Raw genomic sequence first — 12,687 nt, 5'->3', positions numbered from 1 at the left:
CAATGTGGCGCGACTTTGCGGCAACTGGTACCATTTTTGTCAAGTTTTACCCTTCATAGTGAAAATCCCGTAAAGAGGACACTCGAAAATCTTCATTCAGCAAGACTTAACCGCGGATTTGCTAGTTTCGCCGCTCCAGAAACCAGTGGGCAGATGAGATGACGGCGAGTGTCAAAACGCTTGCGAAGCGGATTGCGATTGCAGGCAGCCTTGAGACTGCCAATCTCCTGCGTGCAGCCGGCGTGATGCGCGGTGCCCGCGGACTTGGCGCCATCTTCACGCTCCACCATGTCCGCCCACACGAAGAGACCGCCTTCGCGCCGAATGCGCATCTGGAGATCACGCCGGAATTCCTCGATCTAGTCCTCGTTCGCCTGAAAAGGGACGGCTATCGCTTCGTGGCGCTTGACGAGATTCCCGCGCTGCTTTCGCAATCCGGCTCCAGCCAACCCTTCGCCGCTTTCACGCTCGACGACGGCTACCGCAACAATCTTGTCTACGCCCTGCCGATCTTCGAGAAACACAAGGTGCCCTTCACCGTCTTCGTCGCTAGGGGTCTTTCCGAGCGCACGCATACGATCTGGTGGGAGACGCTGGCGGCGGTTTTGCGCAAGGAAGAGAAGCTCGGCTTCGATTTCGGCCACGGCCATGAGATGCTGGACGTCGCGGTTCCACTCGCCAAGGAACGCGCCTTCGCGCGTTTCGCCAACCATCTTCATCGACATGACGAGACCGCCGCCGTCACAGCCATCGACGCGATGGCGCGAACGCACGAGATCGATCCGGACGAAATCGTTGATGATCTCGTCATGACACCGGCGGAACTCAATTTGCTTGAAGCTAGCCCGCTGGTCTCGCTCGGCGCTCATACAATCAGCCATAGGGCGATCTCGCGCCTCTCAGACCGGGAGGTTCGCGACGAGATGGAGGCTTCCCGCGACTACGTCGCAGCGATCACCGGCGCCCGACCCGGCTCCTTCGCCTACCCCTACGGTACTCGCGAGGCGGTAACGCAGAGGCAAGCCGCGATCGCACGCGAGGTCGGCTTTGACATTGCCGTGACGACGCAGCCCGGCGTCGTCACCCAGCGCTCGATCGGCAGCATCACCTATCTGCCAAGGCTCTCGATCAACGGCCTTTACCAGAAGGTGCGGTACGTTTCCGGGCTGGCCTCGGGCATCCCGTTCCAGTTCGAATCAAACAGGGCATGAGCACTCCTGCTTATGCCTGATCAGGGATACATGCGAACCTTTTTCCAATCGCCATCGGGCGAGGCTCGACGGAACTCGATGCGATCGTGAAGACGGAACTTCTGATCCTTCCAGAACTCGATCGACACCGGCCGGATCCGGAAGCCTGACCAATGCGACGGACGCGGGATCTCGCCGATTGCATAGCGGGCAGTGTATTCAGCCACGGCTTTCTCTAGCGCGAATCGGCTCTCCAGCGGCCGCGACTGCTTCGATGCCCAGGCACCGATCCGGCTGCCGCGGGCTCGCGTCTTGAAGTAAGCATCGGCTTCTTCGTCCGTTACGACTTCCACAGGCCCGCGCAGCCGAACCTGCCGGCGCAGCGTTTTCCAGTGGAAACACATGGCCGCTTTCTTCTGCCCGAGAATTTCCTGGCCTTTCTGACTCTCGAAATTCGTGTAGAAGACAAAACCGTCGTGATCGAATCCCTTAAGGAGAACCATGCGGACATTGGGAAGGCCGTCCTCATCGACCGTCGCAAGCGCTACCGCATTCGGGTCATTGATCTCGGAAGCTTCAGCTTCCTTCAGCCACTCGGCAAAAAGATCGAACGGTTCGTTTCGCTCGGTGAAGTCACCGCTTATTAACTCATTTGCCGACATATTAGCTCAAATGCCCCGGGTTTATTCGAAATTTGCCCAGCCTTTAGCTACTGGACAGGACGCAGGGTGGAAGTCATAGCAAAGTCAGATCGTCATACAAAGGGTCTGCTGCGTCGAAGCGCGACCTTCTGCATTGTCGGTACGGCGGTGCTCTCCCTGTCCGGTTGCGTCTCCAGCGGGTTGGATCTCTTCAGCAGCTCGAAGGTCGATCGGTCGGTTGCAACCGGCACCGTGCCACAGCCGGCGCCGACGAGTGACTCGATTTCCGACGAAATGACCGTCGGCAACGCCGTGACCTCAGCCGATATCCAGGGGCTGGAGGGGCGCCCCCTTCCCTGGGCCAATGCTTCGACCGGCAGCGCCGGTGTCATCGACACCATTGTCGAGAATACGGATTCCGGCCAGGTTTGCCGCCAGTTCCGCACAACGCGGCACTCCTATGTCGGCATCGCAAATTTCTACGGCAAGACCTGCCTGGTCGGCGGTGGCAACTGGCAACTCATGAGTTTCCAGCCGGAAAGCTAATTAACACCGGGAGCATGCTTAACACGCGCTCCCCCTTCTCTTCTGATGTTTAGCAAAAGGCTAACCATTCGGCGCAAAAGCGAGATGTCCGCCGCGCTGAATAAGAACTGATTAGCAACTTCTCCCGACAATCGTTCCTCATGTGCGCTCGGTTTCTTCCTGGGGATGAGCTCGGGCGCCGAATGAGAGGCTTCGGGGTGCTAGGGCAGAGGACAGGCACACCGCATCGGAACACCGGCGGTTTGGAACATGCGCGATCCTTATAAGATTTTGGGCGTCAAGCGAGACGCGGGGCAGGACGAAATCAAGGCAGCCTGGCGCAACATGGCCAAGGCAGTTCACCCTGATCACAATCAGGGTGACCCGACGGCGAGCGCCCGCTTTGCCGAAATCGGCCGTGCCTATGAAACGCTCAAAGATCCGAAGAAGCGGGTTCTGTTCGACAATGCCGCCCGCATGGCCGAAGCCAAGGCCAACGAAGGCACGATCATGCAGCAGCGCCAGGCAGCCCGTGAAGCTGCCGTGCGTGCCAAGGCAGCGCAGGCCAATGCCGAGCGCGTGATGGAAGAGCTTGCCCGCGCCGCCGCGCAAAAGGCTGCAGCCGACGTCGCAATGCAGCAGAAGACGGGCACGGCCGAGCCGCCCGAAGAAATGATCGAACGGATCTTCGGCACGCAGGCACGCGCTGCGGCCGGTGGCGGCCGCGCCCAAGGCTTTACCGCCGGTGCTGCAAAGCGGCCGGAAGCGGAGCCTGCGACCTCAGACAAACAGCCGGATGCCGGCAAGGCCGAGGCTGAACAGCAGGCTGCTGAGGACGCAGCCGCTCAGGCCTCTGCGGTCATGCAGCCGCTTAGCTTGCTGACTTCGCTCGTTCGCCGCTTTACCGGCAGCGGCGCTGCCGCGCCGGAAAAAGCGCCGGACCAATTCGTAACCAAGACCGTCACCGTCGACGAGGTCATCAAGGGCAGCTGGGTCTCCATCGACCTGGGTGAAGGCCGGGACATCGGATTTGCGCTGGCGGCTGGCACGACGGAAGGTCATCAGGTCCGTCTGAAGGGCCAGGGTCACAAGCTCGCCGGCATGCAGCGCGGCGATGCCGTTGTCAGCATCCACATTGCTACCGATGAACGGTTTACGATCAATGGCTTCGATCTGCATACGGCGTTGCCGGTAACAATCGAAAATGCCGTACTGGGAACCGAGGCGCGCTTCGAAGGCCCCAATGGTCCCATCACCGTCACGATTCCCGCTTGGTCAGGCTCCGACAAGACGATCCGACTTCAGGGTCAGGGGCTGGCGAACGCCGAGGGCGGCAGGGGCGATCTTGTCGTCGAACTGCGTATTATGTTGTGGGAAAAACCCGACGACAAAGTCACCGATCTGATGCGAATCATGAAGAACGGGCTGTTTCTGTGAAATTTTGGTGACATACGCACCCTTTGTTACGATCCCTAACAGTTGATGATTGCTGCCAATCTTGAACCGATTAGCAGCCTATGCCATAGGCAGGACCGATCAGAATTCCTTAGGGGGCAAAATATGGCTCAGGCAACAGGCCTCATGTCAGGCAAGCGCGGCGTCATCATGGGCGTTGCCAACAATCGTTCGATTGCGTGGGGTATTGCCAAGGCTATTCATGCACAGGGCGGCGAAATCGCCTTTACCTACCAAGGCGATGCGCTGAAGAAGCGCGTTGAGCCACTGGTTGCCGAGGTAAACGGCGTTCTTGCCGGACATTGCGATGTCAGCGACGAGTCGACCATCGATGCCGTCTTCGACCACGTCGAAAAGCTGTGGGGCAGGATTGACTTCATCGTTCACGCGATCGGCTTTTCCGACAAGGACGAACTGACCGGTCGCTATGTCGATACCTCGGCTGACAACTTCGCCAAGACGATGCAGATCTCCGTCTATTCGTTCACCTCGGTCGCGCGTCGCGCCGAGAAGCTGATGACGGACGGCGGCTCGATGCTAACGCTCACCTATTACGGCGCCGAGAAGGTTATGCCGAACTACAACGTCATGGGCGTTGCCAAGGCGGCACTCGAAGCCAGCGTCAAGTATCTGGCGGTCGACCTCGGACCGAAGAACATTCGCGTCAATGCCGTTTCCGCCGGGCCGATCAAGACGCTTGCGGCGTCCGGCATCGGTGACTTCCGCTACATCCTGAAGTGGAACGAATACAATGCGCCGCTGCGTCGCACCGTGACGATCGAAGAAGTCGGCGATGTCGGCCTGTATCTGCTTTCCGATCTCTCGCGCTCGGTCACCGGCGAAGTCCACCACGCCGACAGCGGCTATCACGTCATCGGCATGAAGGCGGTAGACGCGCCGGACATTTCCGTCATAAAGGACTGATCGCGCTCCCTTTGCTGCGTCGTGCTCGCGACCCCTTTCTTCGCGACAGCGATTGAGGGGTTGCGCGCCCTAAACGGAGCCGATCATTGCTTATCTACGTCGTCAGACACGGCCAGACAGACTGGAACGCGGAACGTCGCCTGCAGGGGCAGAAGGACATTCCGCTCAATGCCGTCGGCAGAGCGCAAGCGTGGCAGAACGGTACCGATCTAGCAGAAATCCTCCAAGTCGAGGCAATCCCCTTCGATTTCGTAGCAAGCCCGCTGGCGCGCACCCGCGCCACCATGGAGATCATGCGCGAAGCAATGGGTCTTGCATCGAAAGATTATCGGACCGACGAGCGCCTCGTCGAGGTTTCCTTTGGCGATTGGGAAGGATTCACGATCAAGGAATTAAAGGCCACGGCCCGTGACCGCGTCACCGAGCGCAATCTCAACAAATGGGATTTCATTCCGCCGGGAGACGACGCGGAAAGCTACGAAATCATGTCCTGGCGCGTTGCATCCTGGCTGAATTCCGTCGACAAACCAACGGTTTGCGTGACCCACGGCGGCGTCATACGCAGTCTCTTCAGGACGATTGCCGCATTGCCCAAGGAAGAGGCTGCCGAAGGTGAAATTCCACAGGACCGCATCCTGAAGATCGATCGGGAGAACGGGTTGATCGGCTGGATCTAGGTCCGCCTACTGAACGATGTCGAGATCGTTGATGACGCGTTTGCCATCGACCTCAGTGTAGAAGACGATAACCTTCACGCCCGCTTTCAGCCCCTCGAAATTGAACTCCTCCGGTGCCTGATAGGTTTTTCCGTCATCCAGCGTGAGGCTGAGATTGGTCATATCGACCTTCTTGATCGTCGCCTCGACATCCGCGCTTTCTGCAAATCCGCTGATCGGCGACAAAAAACTGGCTGTGGCCAAAAGCGTAGCTACTACGAAGCGCATGGCGGCATTCCCTCGAAAACGCGACTCGATAATCCGACGGCGCACAGATAACCTCCCGAATATGGCGAAATTTGCCCTGAAGAATGACCCATCGCGCCAAATTGGTGAATAGTATTTTAACAATAACCGCATGCGTCCGTTAATCGCATTTCCAGTACGTTTCCACGCCCGGCAAAGAGCATCTGCGGGCAATCGTAAATTAACCGCTTCTATCTAAAGTCGTCCACGAACATGGGAGACTGGGTTTTGCTATTCCGCCTCAAAGGCAGCAATACGTTGCGGCGCGTCTTCAGGAATACCCGTATCGCCTTCCTGGTTTCCAGCCTCGTTGCTATTGTTGTCGTCGTCGTCGGCTTCGGACTAGACCGCGCCAATACTGCCGCTCATCTGCGCGAACTGACGATGCGGACAGAAAACGAAGTAAGTTTGATACGCGCGCGGATGACCGCGCAGATCAACATGGACATCACGGTCGTTCGCGACCTCGCCAACATGGTGGCGGTCAATTCCAGCGTAAACGCCGATGAGATGGAGCGGCAGATCAACTGGCTGCTCATCCAGAACCCCCACTTCCTGACTATTGCCGTCGCACCGGATTTCATCGTCAGCGCCGTCTATCCGCCACAGGCCGGCAAAGGCCGAATCGGGAAAGATGTCCGCGACGTTCTCGCTGCGCGTCAGTCGGTGATGCGCACCGCCGGTACGCAGCAGGCGCGCTTCTCTGGCCCGATCACGGCGGCCGACGGCACGGAAGCCTTCGCGATCTTCTTTCCTGTCTTCGTGAAGGAGAATGGGCAACGCCGGGTCTGGGGCGCGGTCGAGGTTATGATCGACGCAGACATGTTCTATCAGAACACCGGCTTGCAGCCAGCGCGCAACAGCGAGAATCAGGAGAAGTATCCGCACCTCGATCACCTCTCGATCTCGGTACGCGACCTCGCTATGGCGGACTCGGCCACGCCCTTCTTCGGTGCGCAGGATCTGCACGACAAGCAACCGATAATACCAGCGTGAGCGATCTCTGACTCTTTTTGAGGTTTCCAAATCAGTTGAGTTCTGAATCAATACCGCAAACGGAGGTTTGCGGATGACATCAGGAATTCCACTGCGCGATGACTTCGACGGCTTCGCTCTTCGGGCGTTGGCCAAAGGCACGAAGGATGCGGCACAGGCTCGGCGGCTTCTTGCCCTTGCCGAAATCTATGATGGCCATTCCCGCAGCGATGCGGCCAGGATCGGAGGCGTGACCCTGCAAATTGTCCGCGACTGGGTTATTCGCTTCAATGCGCGTGGCCCGTCGGGGCTCATCAATGGCAAAGCACCCGGCAATCAAGGAAAGCTTTCCGACGTGCATCGCCAGGCTTTGGCAAAGATCGTCGAAAGTGGCCCGATACCGGCGGTGCATGGCGTTGTGCGCTGGCGGCGCAAGGATCTTGCTCAATGGCTGTTCCAAGAATATCGGATATCCGTCGATGAAACGACCATTGGCCGCGAATTGAAGGCGCTCGGCTTTGCAAAGCTGTCTGCCCGCCCGCGCCATTACGCCCAGAACGAAGGCGACCTGGAGAGTTTTAAAAAAAGTTCCCCGCCACACTGGCAGCCATCAAAGGCAGGCTCCCGAAGAACGTCGAGATTGAGCTCTGGTGGGCCGACGAAGCTCGGATAGGCCAAAAGAACAAGATCACCCGGCGATGGGCACGCAGGGGAACAAGGCCTTCGGCACCACACGATCAACGCACGATGTGGACCTATATCTTCGGCGCTATCTGCCCCAAGAAGGGCAAAGGTGCGGGTCTCGTTCTTCCCTACTGCGACACCAGCGCCATGAACCAGCATTTGATCGAAATCAGCCAGGCCGTCGATGACGGCGCTCATGCCGTGCTGATCGTTGATCAGGCGGGGTGGCATGTCACGCCGAAGCTCGATGTGCCCGACAACATCACACTGCTCTTCCTGCCGCCACGCTCGCCCGAATTAAATCCCGTCGAGAACGTGTGGCAATTTCTGCGTGACAACTGGTTGTCCAACCGGATCTTCAAAGATTACGAGGACATCGTCGCCCATTGCTGCGACGCATGGAACAAGCTGGTCGCTCAGCCGTGGAAGATCATGTCGATTGGAATGCGTGACTGGGCGCACCGGTTTTGATTAGCGCTCGTTGGTATAACGCGAAAGATCGCCTTTGCCGGTGGGCGCTGGCAGATCGCGGCAGTCCCGAAGACCGGCTGGAATGCGGTTCCCGACAACCAGTCAACGCTTCGCCTGATCATCGCGGCCGCCGCCTGCATCACGATCATTCCGGTCTTCTTTGCGACCCTGCTACTTGGCGAGCGCAACCGCAATATCGAGCAGCTCAAGGTGCGCGAGGCTGCGCTGCTGAAGCTGTCGCAACGCCTCGATCTGGCATTGGAATCGTCGAACATCGGCATATGGGAGCTGCATGATCACGGGCATACGCTGTTCTGGGATGCCCGCGCCGCAGCGCTCCACGGCAAACCCGCAGAAGACGGGAGCCATTCGCTGGAAGACTGGCTTGCTGCGATCGTTCCCGAAGACCGGCATATCGCGGAAGTCCACTTCTTCAATTACAACGTCGCCGGTTCCGCCTATGAAACACAATACCGTGTCGTGGCCGAGGACGGCACTGTCCGACACCTGCGCTCCATCGGCTCCTTCTATACGGATGCGGCCGGCGACGACAAAACCATCGGCATCGTCTGGGACGTCACCGCCGACGCGGAAGCGGCCGAGACCCTGCGCAAGGCAAAGGATGTCAGCGACATCAAGAATGCCGAACTGGAGATGGCGCTGGACGAACTGTCACGGCGCGAGGCCGAACTTTCCGAGCTCTCCGGCAAGCTCGACCTGGCACTCGACTCGTATCAATGCGGCATCTGGGAAGCGACGCTCGGCGATGAGGGTTCCATTTGGGACGATCGGATGCACGAGCTTTATGGGCTGAAGCCAAGGGCCGGCTTTATGACCGAACCGGTCTGGCTGTCCTGCATTTTGCCCGAAGACCGAGACCTTGCGCTCGAGAGCGCTCGTCATTTCAAGCAACTCGGTGACACTCATACCCTGATCTGTCGGGTTCCGACCGAGGACGGTTTGATGCGTTACGTACGCTCGACCGGAAAGGTTCACCAGACCCCGAGCGGTCACATGAAGATCATCGGCGTTGCTTTCGATATCACCGAAGATGCGCTGATGACGGCCCAACTCAAGGCGGCCAAGGACGAGGCGATCGCCAAGAACATCGAGCTCGAGATTGCCAAGAACCGCATCGAACACAACTCGCTGCACGACCCGCTAATACCAACGAGCGCTAATCAAAACCGGTGCGCCCAGTCACGCATTCCAATCGACATGATCTTCCACGGCTGAGCGACCAGCTTGTTCCATGCGTCGCAGCAATGGGCGACGATGTCCTCGTAATCTTTGAAGATCCGGTTGGACAACCAGTTGTCACGCAGAAATTGCCACACGTTCTCGACGGGATTTAATTCGGGCGAGCGTGGCGGCAGGAAGAGCAGTGTGATGTTGTCGGGCACATCGAGCTTCGGCGTGACATGCCACCCCGCCTGATCAACGATCAGCACGGCATGAGCGCCGTCATCGACGGCCTGGCTGATTTCGATCAAATGCTGGTTCATGGCGCTGGTGTCGCAGTAGGGAAGAACGAGACCCGCACCTTTGCCCTTCTTGGGGCAGATAGCGCCGAAGATATAGGTCCACATCGTGCGTTGATCGTGTGGTGCCGAAGGCCTTGTTCCCCTGCGTGCCCATCGCCGGGTGATCTTGTTCTTTTGGCCTATCCGAGCTTCGTCGGCCCACCAGAGCTCAATCTCGACGTTCTTCGGGAGCCTGCCTTTGATGGCTGCCAGTGTGGCGGGGAACTTTTTTTAAAACTCTCCAGGTCGCCTTCGTTCTGGGCGTAATGGCGCGGGCGGGCAGACAGCTTTGCAAAGCCGAGCGCCTTCAATTCGCGGCCAATGGTCGTTTCATCGACGGATATCCGATATTCTTGGAACAGCCATTGAGCAAGATCCTTGCGCCGCCAGCGCACAACGCCATGCACCGCCGGTATCGGGCCACTTTCGACGATCTTTGCCAAAGCCTGGCGATGCACGTCGGAAAGCTTTCCTTGATTGCCGGGTGCTTTGCCATTGATGAGCCCCGACGGGCCACGCGCATTGAAGCGAATAACCCAGTCGCGGACAATTTGCAGGGTCACGCCTCCGATCCTGGCCGCATCGCTGCGGGAATGGCCATCATAGATTTCGGCAAGGGCAAGAAGCCGCCGAGCCTGTGCCGCATCCTTCGTGCCTTTGGCCAACGCCCGAAGAGCGAAGCCGTCGAAGTCATCGCGCAGTGGAATTCCTGATGTCATCCGCAAACCTCCGTTTGCGGTATTGATTCAGAACTCAACTGATTTGGAAACCTCAAAAAGAGTCAGAGATCGCTCACGCTGGTATAACGGCTCTCGCCAACCGCCGCCAACTTGACATCGCCCTTGAAAGGCTGACGCTTGACGGCTGCAGCGAACGGCAGAAGTTCGCCATCCTCCACATCGACCTGGACAGGTTCAAGGAGATCAACGACACGCTCGGCCACGCCGCCGGCGATGCGATGCTGATCCATGCGTCGCAGGTGTTGTCGCGAAATCTGCGCGGCGATGACCTCGTCGCGCGCATCGGCGGCGACGAGTTCGTGATCCTGGCCCTCAATGCCAGTGATGGCGATATGTCCGCGCTTGCCGGCCGGATCATCGAACAAATGCGCCAGCCGATCGACTTCGAAGGGTTCGCCTGCCGTTGCGGTGTCTCCATCGGCATTGCACTCGCCAACGGCGTGCGCGTCGATGCGCGCAAGGTGCTGATCAACGCCGACATCGCCCTTTACCGCGCCAAGAGCCAGGGGCGGAATCGCTACGAATTCTTCAACCACAACCTCCAGGCTGACATCATCAACAACAAGCGCCTGGCCGACGAGATCCTCACGGGTATCGAGAACGGCGAATTTACCGCCTGGTATCAGCCGCAGTTCTCAGCGCGCACGATGAAACTGACCGGCATCGAAGCCCTGGTTCGCTGGCATCATCCGTCCCGGGGACTTTTGACCCCGGACAAATTCCTGAAGATCGCCGACGAGATCAATGTGGTCCAAACCCTTGACCGTATCGTTCTCGACACCGCGCTGAAGGATAAGATGCGCTGGACAGCAAAGGGCATCTACGTTCCGAAGATCTCGGTCAACGTTTCGGCGCGACGGCTGCATGACGAGACACTGGCAGAGACACTGAGCGGCCTGCAGATTCGGCCCGGTGAACTGTCCTTCGAATTGGTCGAGTCGATCTTTCTCGACGAAAGCGAGGATGTGGCTGCCCATAACCTCGAGCGGATCAAGGCACTTGGGATCGACATCGAGATCGACGATTTTGGAACCGGACACACATCGATCGTCAGCCTCCTCAAGCTGAAGCCGAAGCGGCTCAAGATCGACCGGCAGTTGGTCCAGCCGATCATGAATTCGCCGCAGGAGCGCGCCCTTGTCAGCTCGATCATCGAGATCGCCCGCTCGCTCGGTGTCGAGACGGTAGCAGAAGGCGTCGAAACGACGGCTCACGCCACTCTCCTCAACGAACTCGGCTGCGACCTCCTGCAGGGCTACGCATTCTCCCGCCCGCTGTCCTTCGAGGACTTCACGCTTATGGCGATCGAAAGTTCCTGGCGCATCGCGTCCTGAAAACCATCGTTTACAATCTGCGGAAACACCATTTCCTTTCGTTGACGGTTTCGAGCAAAGAAAGGCTTTTGTCGCCGCGGCTTTTTGGCCTATGAGTGTCGCGCATTTTTCAGATGAACGACGCTGCCGGTGACGACCGGGTGGCGCGATCCGGTCGGAACACATGTCGCATAACACATTCGGTCATCTTTTCCGCGTAACCACCTGGGGCGAGAGCCACGGACCGGCGCTCGGCTGCGTCGTTGACGGCTGCCCTCCCGGCCTGCGCTTCAAGCTCGAGGACATTCAGGCCTGGCTCGACAAGCGAAAACCCGGCCAGTCGCGCTTTGTGACGCAGCGGCGCGAGGCCGATCTGGTCAAGGTGCTGTCCGGCGTGATGCTGGATGCCGACGGCGAGACGATGATTACGACCGGCACGCCGATCTCGATGATGATAGAGAATACCGACCAGCGCTCCAAGGATTACGGCGAAATCGCGCGGCAGTACCGGCCGGGCCATGCCGACTACACCTACGATGTAAAGTACGGCATCCGCGACTACCGCGGCGGCGGCCGTTCATCAGCCCGCGAAACGGCTGCACGTGTGGCAGCTGGCGGCATTGCCCGTCTTGTCGCGCCCGGCGTCAAGGTACGTGGCGCGCTGGTACAGATCGGCAAGCACAAGATCAATCGCCAGAACTGGGATTGGGATCAGGTCGACCAGAATCCGTTCTTTGCACCCGATGCAAAGATCGTTCCTGTCTGGGAAGACTATCTCGACGGCATTCGCAAGAACGGCTCCTCGATCGGCGCCGTTGTCGAGGTCGTGGCCGAAGGCGTACCGGCAGGTCTGGGTGCACCGATCTATGGCAAGCTCGACCAGGACATCGCCTCGCTGCTGATGTCGATCAACGCCGTCAAGGGCGTCGAAATCGGCAACGGCTTCGAAGCCGCCGAGATCACCGGCGAGGAAAACGCCGATGAGATGCGCATGGGCAATGACGGCAAGCCGTTGTTTCTGTCGAACAAGGCCGGCGGCATCCTCGGCGGCATCTCCACAGGCCAGCCTGTCATCGCGCGTTTCGCCATCAAGCCGACCTCATCGATCCTGACCGAACGCCAATCGATCGATGCCGACGGCAAAAATGTCGATGTTCGCACCAAGGGGCGGCACGATCCATGCGTCGGCATCCGCGCCGTGCCGATCGGCGAGGCGATGGTCGCCTGCGCCCTTGCCGACCACTATCTGCGTGACCGTGGCCAGACCGGCCGGCTGAAATAGGA

At 58.9% G+C, this 12,687-nt stretch carries 10 protein-coding genes and 3 pseudogenes; 10 read left to right on the top strand and 3 right to left on the bottom strand.

The features are described from left to right. The first annotated feature begins 158 nt into the window (after window positions 1–158). Entirely contained in the window at window positions 159–1,211 is a 1,053-nt protein-coding gene (locus WGT02_RS06085) for a polysaccharide deacetylase family protein (RefSeq protein WP_024314243.1), read from the top strand. 20 nt (window positions 1,212–1,231) lie between these two features. Here the strand turns inward: WGT02_RS06085 and pdxH are convergent, their stop codons facing one another. Further along, on the bottom strand, window positions 1,232–1,852 hold the full coding sequence (pdxH, locus tag WGT02_RS06080) for a pyridoxamine 5'-phosphate oxidase (RefSeq protein ID WP_024314244.1): 621 nt from the start codon (window positions 1,850–1,852) through the stop codon (window positions 1,232–1,234). A gap of 66 nt (window positions 1,853–1,918) precedes the next feature. Between pdxH and WGT02_RS06075 the strand changes: the two genes are divergently transcribed. The 4 genes from WGT02_RS06075 to WGT02_RS06060 all read left to right on the top strand — a co-directional run bounded on the left by WGT02_RS06075 (window position 1,919) and on the right by WGT02_RS06060 (window position 5,412). Further along, on the top strand, window positions 1,919–2,377 hold the full coding sequence (locus WGT02_RS06075; protein WP_024314245.1) for an RT0821/Lpp0805 family surface protein: 459 nt from the start codon (window positions 1,919–1,921) through the stop codon (window positions 2,375–2,377). Window positions 2,378–2,626: 249 nt separating this feature from the next. Then, the gene (locus tag WGT02_RS06070; protein ID WP_024314246.1) at window positions 2,627–3,793 is read left to right on the top strand and encodes a DnaJ C-terminal domain-containing protein; all 1,167 of its coding nucleotides are present in this window, start codon (window positions 2,627–2,629) and stop codon (window positions 3,791–3,793) included. 123 nt (window positions 3,794–3,916) lie between these two features. After that, window positions 3,917–4,735, top strand: coding sequence for an enoyl-ACP reductase FabI (gene fabI, locus WGT02_RS06065; protein WP_024314247.1), 819 nt, complete (start codon window positions 3,917–3,919; stop codon window positions 4,733–4,735). Window positions 4,736–4,821: 86 nt separating this feature from the next. Further along, complete coding sequence (locus WGT02_RS06060; RefSeq protein WP_024314248.1) at window positions 4,822–5,412, top strand: histidine phosphatase family protein; 591 nt, start codon at window positions 4,822–4,824, stop codon at window positions 5,410–5,412. 6 nt (window positions 5,413–5,418) lie between these two features. Here the strand turns inward: WGT02_RS06060 and WGT02_RS06055 are convergent, their stop codons facing one another. Then, window positions 5,419–5,679 (bottom strand): DUF1344 domain-containing protein, encoded by a 261-nt coding sequence (locus tag WGT02_RS06055; protein WP_024314249.1) that lies wholly within the window; start codon window positions 5,677–5,679, stop codon window positions 5,419–5,421. A 246-nt stretch (window positions 5,680–5,925) separates the two neighbouring features. Here WGT02_RS06055 and WGT02_RS06050 point away from each other — a divergent pair. The 3 genes and pseudogenes from WGT02_RS06050 to WGT02_RS06040 form a co-directional block, all read left to right on the top strand. Then, window positions 5,926–6,681 (top strand): annotated as a pseudogene (locus WGT02_RS06050) (CHASE domain-containing protein); the annotation flags it as partial. Between the two features lie 85 nt (window positions 6,682–6,766). After that, a protein-coding gene (locus WGT02_RS06045) for an IS630 family transposase (protein WP_208245220.1) occupies window positions 6,767–7,827 on the top strand; the annotation gives its coding sequence in 2 pieces (ribosomal slippage) (window positions 6,767–7,259 and window positions 7,259–7,827; 1,062 coding nt in all). Between the two features lie 21 nt (window positions 7,828–7,848). Further along, a pseudogene (locus tag WGT02_RS06040) lies at window positions 7,849–8,991 on the top strand (PAS domain-containing protein); the annotation flags it as partial. A 17-nt stretch (window positions 8,992–9,008) separates the two neighbouring features. Here the strand turns inward: WGT02_RS06040 and WGT02_RS06035 are convergent. Continuing rightward, window positions 9,009–10,069, bottom strand: a protein-coding gene (locus WGT02_RS06035) for an IS630 family transposase (protein ID WP_208245220.1) whose coding sequence is annotated in 2 segments (ribosomal slippage) — window positions 9,009–9,577 and window positions 9,577–10,069 — 1,062 coding nt in all. Because the reading frame shifts where the segments join, the coding sequence is not laid out codon by codon here. A 47-nt stretch (window positions 10,070–10,116) separates the two neighbouring features. Here WGT02_RS06035 and WGT02_RS06030 point away from each other — a divergent pair. Together WGT02_RS06030 and aroC are read left to right on the top strand one after the other, a co-directional pair. Continuing rightward, window positions 10,117–11,424 (top strand): annotated as a pseudogene (locus WGT02_RS06030) (putative bifunctional diguanylate cyclase/phosphodiesterase); the annotation flags it as partial. A 163-nt stretch (window positions 11,425–11,587) separates the two neighbouring features. Further along, complete coding sequence (aroC, locus tag WGT02_RS06025; RefSeq protein WP_208248666.1) at window positions 11,588–12,685, top strand: chorismate synthase; 1,098 nt, start codon at window positions 11,588–11,590, stop codon at window positions 12,683–12,685. Window positions 12,686–12,687 lie beyond the last annotated feature (2 nt).

The sequence above is a fragment of the Rhizobium sp. T1470 genome (assembly GCF_042140505.1).
In the GTDB taxonomy this organism is placed as follows: domain Bacteria; phylum Pseudomonadota; class Alphaproteobacteria; order Rhizobiales; family Rhizobiaceae; genus Rhizobium; species Rhizobium favelukesii.
Note: the sequence above shows the minus strand (reverse complement) of the source record. Positions and strands in the feature narration are given on the sequence as shown.

Coding starts and splice junctions, on each gene's coding strand:
- pdxH (WP_024314244.1), bottom strand. CDS start 1,852: ATGTCGGCAAATGAGTTAATAAGCGGTGACTTCACCGAGCGAAACGAA.
- WGT02_RS06070 (WP_024314246.1), top strand. CDS start 2,627: ATGCGCGATCCTTATAAGATTTTGGGCGTCAAGCGAGACGCGGGGCAG.
- fabI (WP_024314247.1), top strand. CDS start 3,917: ATGGCTCAGGCAACAGGCCTCATGTCAGGCAAGCGCGGCGTCATCATG.
- WGT02_RS06085 (WP_024314243.1), top strand. CDS start 159: ATGACGGCGAGTGTCAAAACGCTTGCGAAGCGGATTGCGATTGCAGGC.
- WGT02_RS06055 (WP_024314249.1), bottom strand. CDS start 5,679: ATGCGCTTCGTAGTAGCTACGCTTTTGGCCACAGCCAGTTTTTTGTCG.
- aroC (WP_208248666.1), top strand. CDS start 11,588: ATGTCGCATAACACATTCGGTCATCTTTTCCGCGTAACCACCTGGGGC.